The sequence below is a fragment of the Glycomyces sp. NPDC021274 genome, assembly GCF_040641195.1.
GTDB lineage: Bacteria > Actinomycetota > Actinomycetes > Mycobacteriales > Micromonosporaceae > Glycomyces.
In genome coordinates this window covers 103,538-122,118 of sequence record NZ_JBFADC010000001.1, presented here as the reverse complement: position 1 = coordinate 122,118, position 18,581 = coordinate 103,538, and the positions used below count along the sequence as shown (strand labels likewise).

Sequence of the window (18,581 nt, the reverse complement as noted above, 5' to 3'; positions counted from 1 at the left end):
ATGTTTGCCCATAGCGCGGGGAAACCTAACAGACCCGAATTGGACAACAAGCCCACGACCAGGCGATACAACGCTGTGACTGGTCCTCTTGCGGCAGAGGTCGGCACCTCGGGGCGGCCGCGCCTCATCCGAAAGGACGAGGGGTATCACCAGGAGTGAGTGCTCGTTCACATTCAGCAGGACGGCTGATATCGGCATGACCGTGACGTACGACGCCGCCTAAACTTGGAAAGTCTGCGGCAGCGTCGCTCGTACGACCGCCGCCATCTCACCCGGTCGCCGTCCACGGTCGCCATCGCCTGAAGGAGTCCCCACATGATCACTGCCACCGGTCTCGAGCTGCGCGCCGGTTCGCGCATCCTCCTGTCCGGGGCCGATCTGCGGATCCAGCCCGGCGACAGGATCGGCCTCGTCGGACGCAACGGCGCCGGCAAGACCACCACGATGAACGTCCTCGCAGGGCTCACCCAGCCCTACGCCGGCAAGATCGAGAACAACGGCCCCTTCGGGTACCTCCCGCAGGACCCGCGCTTCGCCGACCTCACGCAGACCGCCTCCAACCGCGTCCTCTCCGCCCGCGGCCTCGACCAGCTCATCGCCGACCTCGCCAAGACCGAGGCCGCACTCGCCGAGGTCGCCGACGACGCCAAGCGCGACAAGCTCGTCAACCGCTACTCCCGCCTCGAAGAGCAGTTCTCCTCCCGCGGCGGCTACCAGGCCGAGTCCGAGGCCGCCCGCATCTGCTCCAAGCTCGGCCTCGAGGACCGCATCCTCGCCCAGCCGCTCGAGACCCTCTCCGGCGGCCAGCGCCGCCGCGTCGAGCTCGCCCGCATCCTCTTCTCCGACGACGGCGACGGCATCCTCCTGCTCGACGAGCCCACCAACCACCTCGACGCCGACTCCATCAACTGGCTCCGCGGCTTCCTGGCCGGGCACAAGGGCGGCCTCGTCCTCATCACCCACGACGTCGAACTCCTCGAAGAGGTCGTCAACACCGTGTGGTTCCTCGACCCGACCCGCTCGGTCATCGACGCCTACAACCTGGGCTGGAAGGCCTACCAGCGCCAGCGCGCCGAGGACGCCGAACGCCGCCGCCGCGAGCGCGCCAACGCCGAGAAGAAGGCCGCGACCCTCACCAAGCAGGCCGCGAAGCTCGGCGCCAAGGCCACCAAGGCCAAGGCCGCCAAGGGCATGATCCGCCGCGCCGAGGAGATGCTCGACAACCTCGAAGAGGACCTGCTGCAGGAGAAGGTCGCCGACGTGCGCCTCCCGCAGCCCGCCCCGTGCGGCAAGGTCCCGCTCACCGCCTCGGGGCTCTCGAAGTCCTACGGCTCGCTCGAGATCTTCACCGGCGTCGACCTCGCCATCGACCGCGGCTCCCGCGTGGTCATCCTCGGCCTCAACGGCGCGGGCAAGACCACGCTGCTGCGGATGCTCGCCGGGACCCTCGAACCCGACACCGGCCAGGTCGAACCCGGCTACGGCCTGCGCATCGGCTACTTCGCGCAGGAGCATGACACGCTCGACCACACCGGCACGGTGCTGGAGCAGATGCAGTCGGCCGCCTCGGACTCCGGCGCGGACATCCCCGACGCCGACTTGCGGAAGATCCTGGGCGCGTTCCTGTTCCCCGGCGACGACGTGCACAAGCCCGTGCACGTCCTCTCGGGCGGCGAGAAGACGCGCCTGGCGCTGGCGAGCCTGGTGTGCTCGGGCGCGAACGTGCTGCTGCTCGACGAGCCCACGAACAACCTCGACCCGGCGAGCCGCCAGCAGGTGCTCGACGCGGTCGACGGCTTCACCGGCGCGATCGTGATGGTCACGCACGACCCGGGCGCGGTCGAGGCCCTGCGTCCCGAGCGCGCGATCCTGCTCCCGGACGGCGACGAGGACCTCTGGTCTGACGACCTCATGGAACTGGTGGAGCTGGCGTAAGCGGGCTGTGCTCATCCGGAGTACATGAGCACGATCGCCGCGCAGGCGCCCGCGCCCGCCGTCACGAGCGGCACTCGCACTGACCGCGTGCGGGCCTTGCCGGCGTGCGCGCCGTAGACCTGCGGGGCGGTCGCGGCGACGATGAGCCAGGGGCACAAGGCGATCCAGCCGTACTCGGGCTGCTCGGGGTTCGATCCGCTCAGCGGCGCGATCATCAGCGCCAGCAGCGGGCCGATCATGAGCGGCCACGCCGCGCTCGTGCCGAAGCGCCGCAGGCTCTCGATGATCGCCGGGCCGCACGCCACGCACACGAGTGCGGGCATGAGCGCGAGCCACCACAGCTGGCCGGGGTGCGCCGCGATCTCGCCGATCGCCGCGTTGTAGGTGTCGACGAGGCCGTACGGCCACGAGTTCCCCAGGGCCGCGGCCAAACCGAGCACCGCGAGCGCGGAAGCCGCCGCGGTGAGGATCTGCGCGGAGCGGCGCCGCGCGAAGAAGATGCAGAGCAGCGAGACCGCGAACCACGCCGCGCCGTAGGAGAGCAGTGCCGCGATGCCGAGCATGCCGCCGGCGGCCGCCGCGCCCCAGAACGCGTCCGCGCCGCGGACCTTCCGCTCCGAGACGACCGCGCCGCACGCGAGCACGGCCGCGCAGGCCGCCGCCGAGATCCCGTCGATGCCGAGGGTGGTCCAGGCCGCCCACGGCCCGAGGATGAGCACCGGCGAGAGCGACCGCGCCGCAACGGGTCCGGCCACCGACTTGACCGCGACGAGCGTCAGCGGCACCGCCAGGCACGAGATCGCGATCACGGTGATCGCCAGGCCCGCCTGCGACCCGGTGTACGAGACCAGGAGCGCGATCGCCTGCCGCGCACCGGCGGTGGCCGTCGTCATCGTCGTGGGGTCCACATTGGTGTGCAGGGCCGCCGACCACGTGATCGAGGCGAGGTACGACAGCACCAGCAGCGAGTTCCAGGACATGCGGGCCGCCATGGGCCGCGAGGCCACCGCGAGCACGGCCGCGGCGGTGAGCGGCGCGACCACCATGCCGGCGGTGACGTGGAACTGGAGGTTCTGGGCGGGCCACCAGGGGAGCGTCGTGGGACCGACCACTTCGGACGCGGTCTCGACCGCGACCGACGCGAGCGTCAGCGTCGCCACCAGGAGGGTGATCCAGATGCCGATGTCACGCACGCGGCCGTGGCGGGGCCGGGCCGGGGCGAGGGCCTCGACCCGGTCGGTGAATGAGGTCTGCGGTGCGGTCACGTTACGAAACTATCGGGTATCCGACACAAGCGACCGCCGGGCGAGAAAACTCCGGCAAACTTCACAACGCACCTTCATTACCCTCCGTGCATAGGAAAGGACACATGGCATCAGAGGTTCCCTCCCGCAGCAGTGGTGCGTCCGGCCTCCCCCCGGCCGAGTCCACCAGGACCGACCCGAACCGGCAGGTCCGCGGCGACGAGCGCCGCGAGCTCACCGAGTTCGTGTGCGTCGAGTACGAGAAAGGGCAGAGCATCCGGGACATCGCCGCGACCATTGGGCGCTCCTACGGCTTCGTGCACCGGCTCCTCGCCGAGTCCGGCACCGAGCTGCGCACCCGCGGAGGCGCCCGCAAGGGCCCGCGGAAATAAACCGGGCCGGACCGGGCGTTGAGGGGGCGACGAGACAGCAGCTCCAGCCCAAGCCCACCCGCTCCGCCTTGCAGGCAGACGACGAGCGGGGCCCCAGACCGATCTTGGGCAATACCTGAACACAGGAGGCCCAGTGTCATCCATGGGACCTGCCGGATGGGACGCGATGCGCTCCATGCGGCGCGCCGACGACCTCAAAGGCGTCACCCTCTCCCGCGGCGTGAAGCGCCGCATCCTCCGCTTCGCGAGGCCCTACCGGCGCGACATCGGCTTCTTCCTCGGGCTCGTGACGCTCATCGCCGCGATCGGCGTCGCCACCCCGGTGCTCGCCGGCGACATCGTCAACGAGCTGACCGGCGCGAACGGCACGCAGCGCGGGGTCGTCACGATCGCGTGCGTCATCGCCGGGCTCGCCGCGGTCGAAGGCGTCCTCAACCTCGCCATGCGCTGGTACGGCGCGAAGCTCGGCGAGGGCATCATCTTCGACCTGCGGCGGGTCGTGTTCGACCACGTCCAGTCGATGCCTGTCGCGTTCTTCACCCGTTCGCAGACCGGCGCGCTGGTCTCGCGGTTGAACAACGACGTGATGGGGGCGCAGCGGGCGTTCACGAGCACCCTCTCCGGGCTCGTCTCGAACGGCATCGCGGTCGCGCTCATCATCGGCGTCATGTTCTTCCAGTCCTGGCAGATCACGCTGCTGTCGCTCGTGCTCGTGCCGGTGTTCCTGGTGCCCGCCAAGTGGGTCGGCCGCAAGCTCGCGGCCCTCACCAAGGAGGGCTTCGACCTGAACGCGGCCATGAACACGCAGATGGCCGAGCGGTTCAACGTGGGCGGCGCGATGCTCGTGAAGCTCTTCGGCCGCCCCGAGACCGAGTCCGGCGAGTTCGCGGACAAGGCCGACCGGGTGCGCGGCATCGGCATCACCACCGCGATGTACGCCCGCACCTTCATCGTCGCGCTCACCCTCGTCGCGGGCCTCTCGCAGGCCCTCGCGTACGGGCTCGGCGGCGCGCTCGTGTTCGCCGGGGAGCTGAGCGCGGGCACCGTCGTCACCCTCGCGCTGCTGCTCACCCGCCTGTACGGCCCGCTCACCGCCCTGTCGAACGTGCGCGTCGACGTCATGAGCGCGCTCGTCAGCTTCCAGCGCGTCTTCGAGGTCCTCGACCTCCAGCCGCTCATCCGCGAGAAGGAGGACGCCCGCGAGCTCCCCGCGGGCGCCGCCTCGATCCGCTTCCGCGACGTGAGCTTCCGCTACCCCGGCGCGGACGAGGTCTCCCTCGCGAGCCTGGAGGACCTGGCCCGGCCGGACCGCTCGGACAACGGCCGCCAGATCCTCGACGGCGTCTCCTTCGACGTGGCCCCCGGCGAGCTCGTGGCCCTCGTCGGCCACTCGGGTGCCGGCAAGACCACCACCGCGACCCTGGTCCCGCGCCTGTACGACGTCACCGGCGGCGCGGTCGAGGTCGGCGGCATCGACGTGCGCGACCTCAAAGCCGCGTCGCTCGCCGCGCACATCGGCATGGTCACCCAGGACGCGCACCTCTTCCACGACACCGTGCGCGAGAACCTGCGCTACGCCCGGCCCGACGCCGAGGACGAGCAGATCTGGGAGGCCCTCGACCGGGCGCAGATCGGCGACACCGTGCGCCGCCTCGAATCCGGGCTGGACACCGTGGTCGGCGAGCGCGGCTACCGGTTCTCCGGCGGCGAGAAGCAGCGCCTCGCGATCGCCCGCGTCCTGCTCAAGGCCCCGCCGATCGTGATCCTCGACGAGGCCACCGCCCACCTCGACTCCGAGTCCGAAGCGGCCGTCCAGCGCGCCCTCGACACGGCCCTGGAAGGCCGCACCTCCCTGGTCATCGCCCACCGCCTCTCCACGGTGCGGCGGGCCGACAAGATCGTGGTCCTCGAAGACGGGCGCGTGGCCGAGTCCGGCACGCACGGGGAACTGGTGGACCGCGGCGGGCTCTACGCCGAGCTGTACAAGACCCAGTTCGAGGGAGCCGGAGTATTGTAGGGTGCAGAAGCCGGTTCGGAGTATTCTTCGCCGAAGTGGTGAAAGGCCAGCAATGGCAGTACGCGCAGGCCTCGCCGCCGCGTTCGCACCGGGCTACCGGGGCGGGTGCGAGGCGGGTCTGGAAATCAACATCGCAAGGAAACGCAGTAATGGCGCAAGGCACTGTCAAGTGGTTCAACTCCGAAAAGGGCTTCGGCTTCATCGCTCCCGATGACAACGGACCCGACATCTTCGTTCACTTCTCCGCCATCACCGGCAGCGGCTACCGCTCGCTGGAAGAGAACCAGCGGGTCGAGTTCGACGTCGAGCAGGGGCAGAAGGGCCCGCAGGCCGCAAACCTGCGCGCACTCTAGTCCCATCAGCCGAAGCCGCTGCCCTTCCGATGCGAAGGACAGCGGCTTCTGTGGTGCCCGGGGTCAACCGGTGTAGTAACCCCGCAGGAACGTGCCGCCCGAACCCTGGCCCTCCAGCGTGCGCGTGTCCATGACCGTGCCTTCGGCGTCCACCATGGTCAGCACGATCTGGCCGTACTGGTCGTCGCAGACGATCATCGAGCCGTCCGCCAGGAACACCACGTTCGGGTGCTGCGCTGCCACGGGCAATGCCAGTTCGTCGCCGGTGGCCGTGTCCACATACCGGTCGCAGCGCTCCGCGTCCACGTGGCCGGACGCGGCGGCCTCCGAGTCGTCGAAGTGCAGGCACGCGCGGGTCAGGTCCGCCGAGATCGACGCGACGCCGACGAATCCGGCCGCCTCGGTCCAGGCGTCCGCGCCCGCCAGTTCCACGCGGCCGCTGCCGTCGGGCCGCATCGCCACGGCGCCGTCGGCGCTGACCAGGAACTCCCCGTCCGGCGACCAGGTCGCCGAGCACCCGACCGCCGCGGGCACGTCCGACACCGCCCCGGTGGCGACGTCGAGGAGGTAGGCGGTGCTCTCCGGGTCGGCGCGGTTCAGCACGACGCGGTCCGAATCCGGGGACCAGGACGGCTTGCAGTACATCGTCCAGACCTCCACTTCGTCGATCCGTTCGCCGCCCGCGGTCTCCAGGGTGCCGTCGCACGTGCCTCCGTTGGAGGAGATGAAGCGGTCGCCGTCGGGGGCCATCGCGTATCCGGGCCCGGGTTCGCCGTCGATCGCGTTCGACGGCGTCTGGCCGTCGAAGCGGACGAGGGTCTCCAGGCCGTCGAGGTCGTCCTGGCGCACCAGGAACACGAGGGCCTCGGGCAGCTGGTCGAGGTCGCCCATCGACGCCGAAGGCCCCCAGCCCGACCAGCCGTCGAGCCCGCTGCACCCGCCGTCGGCCTCCGCGCCGGTGGGCGTCGCCTCCTGCGGCGTGGTGGCGGGATCGGTGGGGGCCGTCGTGCCGGTGGTGGGATCGCCCACCGGCGGCTCGACCCTGTCGCGGTCGATGATCGAGGCGGTCGCCCCGCCGGCCATCGCCAGCGCGGCGACGACGGCGACGGCGACCGCGCTGAACCTGCGCCGCCTGATCGTCCGGGCCCGCCGGTACGCGCCGGCCGCCAGGTCCTGTGAAGGACCCTCGTCGCCGGCGATGCCCTGCAGCACTTCGCGGATCGAGTCAGGCATTGGCCTCTCCCTTCACGTTCGCGAATTCCGACTCCCAGCGCGCCAGGCGGGTGCCCGGATCGCCGCCTATCACCAGTTCGGGGAACCCGTTCCGCAGCCGCCGCAGGCCCCGCTGCACGCGGGCCCGCAGGGTCGTGACCGGGCAGTCCAGGATCGCCGCGGCCGACGCCTCGGTCTGGTCCTCGAAGTACCGCAGCACGATCGCGGCGCGCTGGGTCGCCGGCAGCGACAGCAGCGCCGCGTGCACCGCCAACCGCAGCGCCGTGTCGGGCTCCTCGCCCGCCCGCTCGGGCACGGTCTCGGTCGCGACTTCTGCGACCTTCCGCCGCCGCCACCAGCTCACGTGCAGGTGGTACATCGTGCGCCGCGTGTACGCCTCGGCGTTCGCGGTGCGGTGCAGGCGCTTCCACGAGCGCCAGGTGCGCGCGAGGGCGTCCTGCACCAGGTCCTCGGCGAGGCCCCGGTCGCCGGTGAGCAGGTACGCCGAGGCGTACAGCGCCCCCGACCGCGCCCGCACGAAGTCCTCGAACTCGCTCTGCCTCGTGGGCGCCCCTGGCGGCGGGGGACCCGGCGGCTCCCCTGCGGGGACAGACGATCCGGTCACGGTAGGTTCCGTTTCTCTAGGGAAATGCGGTGGAGATACCTGTAGAGACGGAAGAACCGCCACGGGTGCACATCGTACGAACGGATGACCACGCCCTGGCCGAACGGCCAGGAGCCGGGCGTCCACCGATATCCGATTGAGACCGTCGGTCGCACCCGGCACACTGTCCCAGTGAAAATCATCGAATTCGGCGCCGAAACCCCCGACCTCGTCGAGCAGGCGTTCGCCGTGCTGACCGCCGCCCACCGCGCGGACACCCCCGAGAACCCCGCGCCCGTCGAGCGCTTCTTCGCGACCCTCTTCACCCACGCCTTCCCCGGCCGCGAGAACCACTGGTTCGCGTGCGTCGAGGACGGCGCCCTCCTCGGCCACCTCCGCGTCACCTTCTTCACCGACGAGAACCGCGAACTCGCGATGCTCCGCTTCGGTGCCGTCCACCCCGACCACCGCGGCCGCGGCGTCGGCACCGCCCTCCTCGACCACGCCGAGCGCTTCAGCGCCGAGTACGGCCGCACCACCGCCCTCACCAGCGCCCCGGTGTACTGGGAGCACGGCCCCGCACGCGACGAGGCCTTCGCGCGGCTCCTCGAAGCACGCGGCTACGCCAAGGCCCTCACCACCGTCAACCGCCGCAGCCCCGTCGACCCCCTCGGCCCCGAACGCGAAGCCGAGCAGTACGCGAAGGCGCTGGCCACCGCGGGCGAGGCGTACGAAGTGCGCCGATGGGTCGGCGCCGTCCCCGACGACCTCCTCGACACCATGTGCCGCATGGAGACCATGATCATCAGCGAGATCCCCTTGGGGGAGATCGAGATGGAGGCCGAGCAGATGACCCCCGAGAAGCTGCGCGGCCGCGAGGCCGTCTACGCCGCCGAAGGCCGGCTCATCGCCCACGCCGTCGCCATCGAGCGCGCCACCGGCGAGATCGTGGCATGGACCGAGGTCGGCATCGACGACGGCGACTACCGGGACGCCCACCAGGCCATCACCATCGTCGACCCCGGCCACCGCGGCCACCGTCTCGGCCTGCTCCTCAAACTCGCCAACCTCCGCCAGATCCGCGAGCGCTTCCCGCACATCGAGTACATCTGGACGGACAACGCCGACGTCAACGCCCCGATGATCGCCATCAACGAACTCCTCAACTACACCACTGTGGACGCCAACGCCGAGTACCAGCTCAAGCTGGAGGCCGAATGACACTGGAGATCCGCCGCGTCCTCCCCGCCGACCGGGAGCTCCTGCAGCAGGTCCACGAGGCCTTCGAGGCCGTGCGCGCCGCCGAGACCCCCGAACTCGCGCCCGTCCCCGCGGAACGCTACGCAGGCGCCCTCGAGCACCCCCCGCCGAACGCCGAGTTCCGCTGCCACGCCGCCACAGAGGACGGCGCCGTCCGGGGCCAGACCTGGGTCTACCTGCCGCACGACGAGAACGCGCACTACACCGAAGTCGAGCTCGCGGTCCACCCCGCCCACCGCCGCCGCGGCATCGGCAGCGCACTCCTCGACCACCTCCTGCAGCTCGCCCGCGACGAGCGGCGCAGCGAGATCGTCGTGACCGTCCGCAATGCCGTCGACGGCGGCCCGGACCGCCCCGACACCGGCGCGCGGTTCCTCGAGAAGCGCGGCTTCACCGCCGCCCTCACCGAGGTCCACCGCAGCCTCGACCTCACTGAGGCCGACCGGGACGCCGAAACCCGCCTCTGGGACGAGTCGATCACCGCCGCCGCCGACTACGAGATCGTCTCCTGGACCGGCCGCACCCCCGAGCGCTACCTTGAAGGACTCGGCCGCATCGACTCCCAGATCTTCGCCGAGATCCCCCTCGGCGACGTCGACCTGCGCCCCCGCACCATCGACGCGGCGTACGTCACCGCCCGCGAAGAACGCGCCGAAGCCCAGGGCGACATCATGGTCCGCACCCTCGCCGTCCACAAGCAGAGCGGCGACGTGGCGGCCAACACCCTCATCTACGTCCACGGCGAGGAAGCGCACGCGAACCAGGCCATCACCATCGTCGACCCCGGCCACCGCGGCCACCGCCTCGGCCTGCTCACCAAGCTCGCCAACCTCCGCCAACTGCGCGAGCACCACCCAGGGGTCACCACCATCTGGGCGGGCAACGCCGACACCAACGCCAACATGGTCGCCATCAACGACCAGCTCGGCTTCCGCCCCGTCGACGCCGTCGTGTCCTACCAGCGCCGACTCGACTGACGAACCCCTGGCCGCACCGTCGGGCCGGGCGCCCCGCCCGGCCCGACATCGATTGCACCCCAATAATTCACACTCGTCCTCCTATACTCGCCCGATGGACATCGCCGAGATCGGACCCGCCGACCACGCCCGCATGACCGAAGCCGCCGGGCTCGCCGCCACCGTCAGAGCCGCCGACGCCCCCGGCGGCCAGCCGATCATCGCCGCCAACTACGCGGCCACCATCGCCCATCCCCGGCCGGGCCACCATGTCAGGCACTACACCGCCGCCGTCGACGACCACGTCATCGGCTACCTGCGGCTTGACGTCGCGCCCGAGAACCCGCGCACCGCCTCCGGGGAACTCCTCGTCCACCCCGGCCACCGCGGCGCAGGCCACGGCACCGCCCTCCTCGACCACGCCCTCGCGACCTGCCGCGCCGAAGACCGCAGCACCCTCACCTTCAGCACCATCCGCGCCCTCGGCGACGACGGCCCGCAGCGCTCCAGCGACGGCACCCGCTTCCTCGAACGCCACGGCTTCACCCTCGCCCTCGACCTCGTGCGCCGCCGCCTCCCCGTCCACACCCCGGGCGACGCGGTCGAAACCCGCCTCTGGGACGAGGCGCTGGCCGCGTCCCGCGACTACGAGGTCCGGAGCTGGACCGGTCCGGTCCCGGACGACCTCCTCGACGACATGTGCCGCATGGACGCCATGATCCTCGCGCAGGTGCCGATGGGGGACCTCGAGATGGCGCCCGAGCAGGTCGACGCCGCGCGCCTGCGCGCCAAGGAGGCCGTCACGGCCGCGCACCGCATGACCGCCGTCCACACTGTCGCCGTCCACCGCGCCACCGGCGAGGTCGCCGCGCACACCCGCGTCGACGTGTACGACGTCCCCGACGCCCGGCACGGCCACGTCCTCATCACCATCGTCGACCCGGCCCACCGCGGCCGCCGCCTCGGCCTCCTCGTCAAGCTCGCCAACCTGCGCCACCTGCGTGAACACCACCCCGACGTCACCGAGCTGTGGACCGCCAACGCCGCCTCCAACGCCCCGATGATCGCCGTCAACGAGCGCCTCGGCTTCGAGCCCGTGGAACGCATCGGCATCCACCGGCGGGCCGTCGACGCCTGAACCGGGGCGGCGGCGCCCGCCGAATCCGATATTCGGTTGCCGCAGGTCACCGCCGATGTCCACACTGACGAGATGGAAATCATCGAACTCGACTCCGCTGACGGCGACCTCGTCTCCGGCGCATTCGACGTCATGTGCGCCGTCCACGCGGCGGACCACCCCGAGAACCCCGCCCCGCACCGGGCCACCTTCGTCGCCGGCCTCGGCTACCCGCCGCCGGACGAGGACGAAGCCCACTTCGTCGCCGTCGAAGACGGCCAGGTCGTCGCCGTCCTCGGCATCGGCCTCCCCACCCGCGCCAACCTGCACTTCGGCTGGGCCTGGATCAACGTCCACCCCGACCACCGCCGCAAGGGCATCGGCTCGGCCCTGGTCGACACCTTCATCGCGTACGCGCGCGAGCGCGGCCGCACCGAACTCACCCTCGACACCCATATGAGCTGGGAAGGCGGCCTGGAACGCTCCAAGGCCGGGCAGCAGTTCCTGGAGAAGCACGGCTTCAAGCTCGCACTCACCTGGATCAACCGCCGCTGCGCCGTGGACGCCCTCGACGCCGCCACCGAGCAGGCCCTCCTCGAGAAGGCCGAAGCCGCCGCCGGCGACGACTACGAGATCATCTCGTGGGTCGGCCGCACCCCCGCGGAGCTCATCGAGACGATGGCGCGCATCGACTCCACGATCCTCGCAGAGGTCCCGCTGGGCGACCTCGAGCTCGAGCCCGAGACCATCGACGCGGAGCTGAAGACCGCCAGGCAGGACCGCAACGATGCCATGGGCATGACGATGGTCCAGACCGTCGCCCGCTACCGCGGCACCGGCGAGGTCGTCGCCAACACGTGCGTGTTCATCCACGACGACGGCGAGTTCCCGGACGCCTACCAGGGCATCACGATCGTCGACAAGGACCACCGCGGCCACCGCCTCGGCCTGCTCCTCAAGATCGTCAACCTCCGGCTGGTGCGCGAGAACTTCCCGCACATCCGTGCGATCTGGACGGACAACGCCGACGTCAACGCCCCCATGATCGACATCAACGTCACCCTCGGGTACGAGATCGTCGACGCCGGAGGCGAATTCCAGCGCAAGTTCGAGGCCCGATCCGAGTAGGACCCGCCCGGGGACACGGCCTCGAAATGGTGTCCCTAGGCACAAGCCGACCGCGGAGGTGGCGAGCCCGCTCCGCGGTCGGCTATTGTCAATAGCTGGCCCTCTTTGTGGCCCGATCAGGCGCGTCCCGCCCTATCACCGTCGGCTCATGGTGAACCAAATCTCCGCGGAACGTGCGTCACTTACGAAGTCGTTCTCGCGGAAGGCGAACCATGACCCTTGACAAAACTGTGCCGGATACTGCCATGAGTGGATCCGACACGGCGCTCGAAACCCCCGAAACCCCCGAAACCACTGACGTGCAGGCCGTCGAGACCGCCGCCGCGACCGAGGCTCCCGCCACGGTCGAAGCCGCTCTCGAGGCCGCTGCCGAGACCCTCGAATCCGTCGAGACCGCTGCGGCCGTCGAAGCGGCCCCGGCCGTCGAGACCACCGAAGCCCTTGCGGCGGAAGCGACTCCCGACGCGGCGTTCTCCGTCGAAGCCGATGAGGTCCCGGCCTACACCGGTCCGTCCTTCGAGGAACTCGGCCTGCCCGAGAAGATCACCGCCGCGCTGGCCGAGCAGGGCATCATCACGCCCTTCCCGATCCAGGCCGCGACGATCCCCGACGCCCTCGCCGGGCGCGACATCCTCGGCCGCGGCCAGACCGGCTCGGGCAAGACCCTGGCCTTCGGTCTGCCGACCCTGGCCCGCCTCGCCGCGGGCGGTCGCACCAAGGCCAAGCGGCCCCGCGCGATCATCCTGACCCCGACCCGCGAACTGGCCATCCAGGTCGCCGAGTCGCTCCAGACCTTCGGCGACGCCGTGGGCATCGACATGAAGGTCGTCTGCGGCGGTACGGCGTTCAACCGCCAGATCGACGCGCTGCGCTCCGGAGTCGACATGCTCGTCGCCACCCCGGGCCGCCTGCGCGACCTGATCCGCCGCGGCGAGTGCTCGCTCGACTCGGTCGAGCTCGCCATCCTCGACGAGGCCGACCAGATGGCCGACATGGGCTTCCTGCCCGAGGTCGAGGAGCTGTTCGACATGCTCCCCGTCGGCGGCCAGCGCATGCTCTTCTCCGCGACCCTGGAGAAGGAGATCGACGTCCTGGTGCGCAAGTACCTGCAGGACCCGGTCACCCACTCGGTCGACCCGTCGGCCGGCTCGGTCACCACCATGACCCACCACCTGCTGCTCATCGGCCCGCGCGACAAGGCCACGATGACGGCCGCCGTCGCCGCCCGGCCGGGCCTGACGATGGTGTTCGTGCGCACGCAGCTCGCCGTCGACCGGATCGCCGAGGAACTGCGCGAGCAGGGCGTCAAGGCCGAGGGCCTGCACGGCGGCATGTCGCAGGTCGACCGCTCCAAGGTCCTGGAGCGCTTCAAGAACGGGCGCCTCGACGCCCTCGTCTGCACCGACGTCGCGGCCCGCGGCATCCACGTGGACGGTGTCGACATGGTCCTCCACGTCGACCCGCCGAAGACCCACAAGGACTACCTGCACCGCGCCGGGCGCACCGCCCGCGCCGGCCAGTCCGGGCACGTCGCGACCCTGGTGCTGCCGCACCAGAACCGCAGCATGTTCAGCCTGATCGAGCGTGCGGGCGTGGAGGCCCAGCGCCACCACGTCGGCGACAACTTCGACACCGAGCTGGCCGCGCTCATGGGCGCCCGCAACTTCACCGACCTCCGGGCGGTGGCGGCGGACCACCAGGCCTCGCAGAACGACGCCGAGGCCGCGCGCCTCGAGCAGCAGATCCAGCGCCTGAAGGAGGACGCCGAGGGCCTGCGCGCCCAGGCGGCCCGTCTGCGCGAGCAGGCCGAGCGCGAGATCCTCGACCCGCCGAAGCGCCGCGAGCGCGACGACCGCGGCCCGCGCCGCGAGCGTGACGACCGCGGTGGCGGCGAGCGCCGCAGCGGCGGCTACGGCGGCAGCCGTGGCGGCAGCGGCGGCGGCTACCGGGGCAACCGCGAAGGCGGCTCCGGCGGCGGCTACCGCGGGAACCGCGAAGGCGGTTCCGGTGGCGGTTACCAGGGCAACCGCGAAGGCGGCGGCTACCGCGGCGGCGAGAACCGCAGCGGCGGCTACCAGGGCAGCCGTGACGGCGGCGGCTACGGCGGCAGCCGTGGCGGCAGCGGCGGCGGCTACCAGGGCAATCGTGAAGGCGGCTACCGCGGGAACCGTGAGGGCGGTTCCGGTGGGGGCTACCAGGGCAACCGCGAAGGCGGCGGCTACCGCGGCGGCGAGAACCGCAGCGGCGGCTACAGCGGTGGCGGCGAGCGTCGCAGCTACGGCGACCGCGACAACCGCGGTGGCGGCGGCTTCCGCAGCGACGACCGCGGCACCCGCAGCGGTTTCCGCGGCGACGACCGCGGCAGCCGTGAAGGCGGCGGTTTCCGCGGCGACCGCGAGCGTCGCGACCGCTGGTAAGCAGCGCAGCGTCGGTCCGAACTGACTGAGCAAGCGGCCCTGAGGAACTCGTTTCCTCAGGGCCGCTTGGCGTCTCACATGACCATCGTGACGCGGCCGAGTGGACGAAGAGGACCACCGGCTCCGCGCCGGCGCGGACGGCGACGTCCAGGGCATTCGCCGCACCGGGCGGTGCTCCGCGACGACGGCCGCCGCCACCAGCTGCTCTTTCGAGGGCGCCCCACTGCTGCATTCAGGAATATATCTCGACAGCGAGGCATCAATCCTCGTCGGCCGCGACGCCGCCCGCGAAGGTCGCCGCCGAATGCTGACGTCCACGCCGCCGAGGTGCCGCCGCCGGGGCCTCCGAGCGGTGTCCGCTCAGAGGCCCCGGCGTTGTCGCGTCAGGCCATGCTCTCGGCGCGAACCGGCTCGTCCTCCGCTTTCTTGTCGCCGATGTTGTTGAGCCACAAGGAGTCGACTGCGAGCGCGCCGCCGCCGGAGAACCCGATGGCGATGGCGATCGCGGCCAGCAGCAGCACGTACTCGTAGCCGCCCTCCTGGGAGAAGAACGCGCCGTCGAGCGGGTGCACGAAGTACATCGCGCCGAACATGACGCCGGCGAGCGCCAGCCCCGCCAGAGGTAGGAGCGCTCCCACAATAAGCATTGCGCCGCCGATGAGTTCGGCTCCCACGGTGAAGTAGGCCGAGAGCGCGGGTGCCGGGATGCCCAAACCCTCGAAGCCCTGGACGGTCGCGTCCATGCCGTTCTCACTGAACTTCTGCCAGCCGTGTGCAATGAAGACGACGCCGAGTACGACGCGTCCGATGAGGAGTCCGATCGGTTGGAGTCGGGTGATCATGTATGCCCTCCAAGGGGGGTGAGATCCCGGACCGGCCTGTGAGCGGCACTGCGATGCGGTCGGTCGACCGTGCGGCGGAGGAGCCCGGGGCGACTTGGTTGCGTTTTCAACTAAGGAAAGAGTTTAGCAAAATGTAATGATGAATGTAAATGTCTGCTGGCTAGGAATGCTGTGCGCGTATTGCGGCGCAATGCGGCAGTGACAAAGTGACGGGAGGGCGGGCACCATGCCCCGCCCTCCCGTCACTGTCGACCCGGCCCGCTCAGTGGCGGCGCACGGCCTCTTCCACGAGCCTGAGGATGCGGGTGATGTCGAGGTCGTCGCGGCCGGTCGCGAGGTAGCGCACCAGGCCGTCGTACATCAGGTGCAGGAACCCGGCCAGGACCTCGATGTCGACGTCCGTGCGCAGCACCCCGATCTCGCGCTGGTGCTCGAGCCGCTCCCGGCTCGCCTCGGCGATCGCCTCGCGCCGCCGCCCCCAGGCCTCGGCGAACTCCGGGTCCGTGCGCAGCCGCCGCGCCACCTCCAGCTGCGTGCCGAGCCAGCCGGCGGTCTCGGGCTTGTCCGCGCCCGTCGTCAGGTCCTGCATCACGCCCACCAGGCCCCGCTCGGCCACTGTCGCCGCCATCTCCGCCGCATCGACGGAGGCCACGGCGAGGAACAGGGCGTCCTTGTCCCGGAAGTGGTGGAAGATCGCCCCGCGGGAGAGCCCCGTCGCCTCCTCCAGCCGCCGCACCGTCGCGCCCTCGTATCCGTACTTGGCGAAGCACGAGCGGGCGCCGTCCAGGATCTGCTGGCGGCGGGAGTCGAGGTGTTCTTGGCTGACGCGAGGCACCCGGCAATCTTGCCACCCATGATTGGCCCCAGCCCACGGAGTCGCCTACCGTTGTCCCGGTACAACGGCGGGAACGCCGCACCGGAAGGTGCGGGGAGCGGGGGAGCGGCGCATGAAGCTGAGCGATTTCTGGGACCGGATGAACGAGACCTTCGGGGCCGCGTACGCCCGGTCGGTCGCCGCCGACCACTCCCTCGGGCAGCTCGGCGGCCGTACGATCGACCAGGCGCTCGCCGAGGGCGAGAACGCCAAGGCCGTCTGGATGGCCGTCTGCCGCGCCTGGCCCGAGCGGATCCCCTCGCGCCTCGTTCGCTGACGGACTGCGCGCTCACCGCTCGCCCTGGGACCCGCGGGCTCCTCATCTCTGCGAGATGCGCCCTGTTCGAACATGCCGTTGACCTAGGTTGTCGGTGGGTGCGACTACCGTGTTCACCATGGCTAAGCAGACAGGAACCAGGGGAGGCGGGATGAACTCCGCTCAGGACAAGTCCAAGGCGCTCGATCTCGCCTTGGCCCAGATTGACAAGCAGTTCGGCAAGGGCTCGGTCATGCGGCTGGGCGAGAAGCCGAAGCAGAACATCAAGACCATCTCGACCGGCTCGATCGCGCTCGACGTGGCGCTCGGCGTCGGCGGCCTGCCGCAGGGCCGCATCATCGAGATCTACGGCCCCGAGTCCAGCGGTAAGACCACGATCGCCTTGCACGCCATGGCGAACGTGCAGGCCGAGGGCGGTGTCGCGGCGATGATCGACGCCGAGCACGCGCTCGACCCGATCTACGCCGAGAAGCTCGGCGTCAACGTCGACGACCTCCTGGTCAGCCAGCCCGACAACGGCGAGCAGGCCCTGGAGATCGCGGACATGCTGGTCCGCTCCGGCGCGGTCGACCTCATCGTCATCGACTCGGTGGCCGCGCTCGTGCCGCGCGCCGAGATCGAGGGCGAGATGGGCGACTCGCACGTGGGCCTGCAGGCCCGGCTCATGAGCCAGGCCCTGCGCAAGATCACCGGCGGCCTGAACAACACGGGCACCACGATGATCTTCATCAACCAGCTGCGCGAGAAGATCGGCGTCATGTTCGGCTCGCCCGAGACCACCGCCGGCGGCAAGGCGCTGAAGTTCTACGCCTCGGTGCGCCTGGACATCCGCCGGATCGAGACGCTCAAGGACGGCGGCGAGGCCGTCGGCAACCGCACCCGCGTCAAGGTCGTCAAGAACAAGGTCGGCTCGCCGTTCCGCCAGGCCGAGTTCGACATCCTCTACGGGCACGGCGTGTCCAAGGAGGGGTCGATCATCGACATGGGCGTCGAGCACGGCATCGTGAAGAAGTCGGGCGCCTGGTACACGTACGAGGGCGACCAGCTCGGCCAGGGCAAGGAGAAGTCCCGGACCAACCTCAAGGAGAACCCGGACCTGGCCCTGGAGATCGAGAAGAAGATCAAGGAGAAGCTCGGCGTCGACGCGGCCGCGGCCGACGCCCCGATCGAGGTCGAGATTGAAGAACCCCCGGTCGACTTCTAAGCCGAACGACCCCGAGGCGGCCCGGCAGTACTGTCTCCAACTGCTGTCGGGCCGGCCCCGCACGCGCTCTGAACTCGGGGACTCGATGCGCCGCAAGGGCTTCGAGGAGGAGATCGTCACCGATATCCTGGAGCGCTACGCCGAGGTCGGCCTCATCGACGACGCGGTGTTCGCCCGCGCCTGGGTCGAGTCCCGCCACCGCAGCCGCGGCCTCTCCAAGCGGAGCCTCGCGGGGGAGCTGCGCCGCAAGGGCGTCGACCCCGATTTCGTGGACGCCGCCGTGGAGCAGGTGAGCGACGACGACGAGCGCGCGGCCGCGCTGGAGCTGGCGAGGCGCCGCTACCGGTCGCTGGCGGGCCAGACCGATGACGCGGTGCTCCGCAAGCTCGTGGGCATGCTCGCTCGCAAAGGCTACGGCTCGGGCGTGGCGATCCCGGTCGTCAAGCAGGTGCTCGCCGAGGCGGAGAGCGACGCGGCCGAGCTCCTGGACGAGGACGCCCACTTCGAATAGCCCCGCAATCGCGGCGAGCGCCGCCTCCGCGACCGCCAGCTCATCGAGGCCATGCTCGCCGACCTGCGCCACGCCTACAACCGCGGCCGTCTGTCCAAACACGGCGCTCGCCTACAAATCGGGCATCCGCTGCGCCCCCGATTCCAGTGTGGCGCAAGGGTACGACATGTCGGTGGGGCCGGGCACCATCGAAACCGGGGGCGACTGCGAAGCCGAGCCGCCCTCGCGTCAGAGTCGC

General features: G+C 70.6%; 17 protein-coding genes. 12 read left to right on the top strand and 5 right to left on the bottom strand.

Features of this window, described 5'->3' with window-relative positions:
• Nucleotides 1–315: 315 nt before the first annotated feature.
• Nucleotides 316–1,935: an ABC-F family ATP-binding cassette domain-containing protein gene (locus tag AB0I03_RS00530; RefSeq protein ID WP_360404073.1), complete on the top strand. Its 1,620-nt coding sequence runs from the start codon at nucleotides 316–318 to the stop codon at nucleotides 1,933–1,935.
• A gap of 11 nt (nucleotides 1,936–1,946) precedes the next feature.
• Here AB0I03_RS00530 and AB0I03_RS00525 read toward each other — a convergent pair whose 3' ends face one another.
• Nucleotides 1,947–3,200, bottom strand: coding sequence for a hypothetical protein (locus AB0I03_RS00525; RefSeq protein ID WP_360404070.1), 1,254 nt, complete (start codon nucleotides 3,198–3,200; stop codon nucleotides 1,947–1,949).
• Nucleotides 3,201–3,304: 104 nt separating this feature from the next.
• Here AB0I03_RS00525 and AB0I03_RS00520 point away from each other — a divergent pair, with 104 nt between their 5' ends.
• From AB0I03_RS00520 to AB0I03_RS00510, 3 genes are all read left to right on the top strand, one after another.
• Complete coding sequence (locus AB0I03_RS00520) at nucleotides 3,305–3,571, top strand: helix-turn-helix domain-containing protein (protein WP_360404067.1); 267 nt, start codon at nucleotides 3,305–3,307, stop codon at nucleotides 3,569–3,571.
• A 142-nt stretch (nucleotides 3,572–3,713) separates the two neighbouring features.
• The gene (locus tag AB0I03_RS00515; RefSeq protein WP_360404064.1) at nucleotides 3,714–5,588 is read left to right on the top strand and encodes an ABC transporter ATP-binding protein; all 1,875 of its coding nucleotides are present in this window, start codon (nucleotides 3,714–3,716) and stop codon (nucleotides 5,586–5,588) included.
• A gap of 149 nt (nucleotides 5,589–5,737) precedes the next feature.
• Complete coding sequence (locus AB0I03_RS00510; protein ID WP_360404061.1) at nucleotides 5,738–5,941, top strand: cold-shock protein; 204 nt, start codon at nucleotides 5,738–5,740, stop codon at nucleotides 5,939–5,941.
• 63 nt (nucleotides 5,942–6,004) lie between these two features.
• Here the strand turns inward: AB0I03_RS00510 and AB0I03_RS00505 are convergent, their stop codons facing one another.
• Both AB0I03_RS00505 and AB0I03_RS00500 read right to left on the bottom strand, forming a co-directional pair.
• The gene (locus AB0I03_RS00505) at nucleotides 6,005–7,174 is read right to left on the bottom strand and encodes a hypothetical protein (RefSeq protein ID WP_360404058.1); all 1,170 of its coding nucleotides are present in this window, start codon (nucleotides 7,172–7,174) and stop codon (nucleotides 6,005–6,007) included.
• Nucleotides 7,167–7,778: a SigE family RNA polymerase sigma factor gene (locus AB0I03_RS00500; RefSeq protein ID WP_360404055.1), complete on the bottom strand. Its 612-nt coding sequence runs from the start codon at nucleotides 7,776–7,778 to the stop codon at nucleotides 7,167–7,169. The genes AB0I03_RS00505 and AB0I03_RS00500 overlap by 8 nt, the downstream gene beginning before the upstream one ends.
• Nucleotides 7,779–7,949: 171 nt before the next feature.
• Here AB0I03_RS00500 and AB0I03_RS00495 point away from each other — a divergent pair, with 171 nt between their 5' ends.
• From AB0I03_RS00495 to AB0I03_RS00475, 5 genes are all read left to right on the top strand, one after another.
• Nucleotides 7,950–8,978, top strand: a complete 1,029-nt coding sequence (locus AB0I03_RS00495; RefSeq protein WP_360404052.1) for a GNAT family N-acetyltransferase — start codon at nucleotides 7,950–7,952, stop codon at nucleotides 8,976–8,978.
• On the top strand, nucleotides 8,975–9,994 hold the full coding sequence (locus AB0I03_RS00490; RefSeq protein ID WP_360404049.1) for a GNAT family N-acetyltransferase: 1,020 nt from the start codon (nucleotides 8,975–8,977) through the stop codon (nucleotides 9,992–9,994). Before AB0I03_RS00495 ends, AB0I03_RS00490 begins: the two co-directional genes overlap by 4 nt.
• Nucleotides 9,995–10,088: 94 nt before the next feature.
• Nucleotides 10,089–11,111, top strand: coding sequence for a GNAT family N-acetyltransferase (locus AB0I03_RS00485; protein WP_360404046.1), 1,023 nt, complete (start codon nucleotides 10,089–10,091; stop codon nucleotides 11,109–11,111).
• A gap of 72 nt (nucleotides 11,112–11,183) precedes the next feature.
• Nucleotides 11,184–12,218 (top strand): GNAT family N-acetyltransferase, encoded by a 1,035-nt coding sequence (locus AB0I03_RS00480; RefSeq protein WP_360404043.1) that lies wholly within the window; start codon nucleotides 11,184–11,186, stop codon nucleotides 12,216–12,218.
• Nucleotides 12,219–12,463: 245 nt separating this feature from the next.
• Nucleotides 12,464–14,635, top strand: a complete 2,172-nt coding sequence (locus AB0I03_RS00475) for a DEAD/DEAH box helicase (protein WP_360404040.1) — start codon at nucleotides 12,464–12,466, stop codon at nucleotides 14,633–14,635.
• Between the two features lie 383 nt (nucleotides 14,636–15,018).
• Here AB0I03_RS00475 and AB0I03_RS00470 read toward each other — a convergent pair whose 3' ends face one another.
• Together AB0I03_RS00470 and AB0I03_RS00465 are read right to left on the bottom strand one after the other, a co-directional pair.
• The gene (locus tag AB0I03_RS00470) at nucleotides 15,019–15,477 is read right to left on the bottom strand and encodes a DoxX family protein (RefSeq protein WP_360404037.1); all 459 of its coding nucleotides are present in this window, start codon (nucleotides 15,475–15,477) and stop codon (nucleotides 15,019–15,021) included.
• 262 nt (nucleotides 15,478–15,739) lie between these two features.
• Entirely contained in the window at nucleotides 15,740–16,312 is a 573-nt protein-coding gene (locus tag AB0I03_RS00465) for a TetR/AcrR family transcriptional regulator (RefSeq protein ID WP_289956049.1), read from the bottom strand.
• Between the two features lie 112 nt (nucleotides 16,313–16,424).
• Between AB0I03_RS00465 and AB0I03_RS00460 the strand changes: the two genes are divergently transcribed.
• The 3 genes from AB0I03_RS00460 (at nucleotide 16,425) to AB0I03_RS00450 (ending at nucleotide 18,343) form a co-directional block, all read left to right on the top strand.
• Nucleotides 16,425–16,628: a DUF3046 domain-containing protein gene (locus tag AB0I03_RS00460; protein ID WP_289956048.1), complete on the top strand. Its 204-nt coding sequence runs from the start codon at nucleotides 16,425–16,427 to the stop codon at nucleotides 16,626–16,628.
• Nucleotides 16,629–16,779: 151 nt separating this feature from the next.
• Nucleotides 16,780–17,832 carry a recombinase RecA gene (recA, locus tag AB0I03_RS00455; protein ID WP_344473136.1) on the top strand — a complete coding sequence of 351 codons (1,053 nt, stop codon included), beginning with the start codon at nucleotides 16,780–16,782 and terminating at the stop codon, nucleotides 17,830–17,832.
• 85 nt (nucleotides 17,833–17,917) lie between these two features.
• Nucleotides 17,918–18,343 (top strand): regulatory protein RecX, encoded by a 426-nt coding sequence (locus AB0I03_RS00450; RefSeq protein WP_281846871.1) that lies wholly within the window; start codon nucleotides 17,918–17,920, stop codon nucleotides 18,341–18,343.
• Nucleotides 18,344–18,581 lie beyond the last annotated feature (238 nt).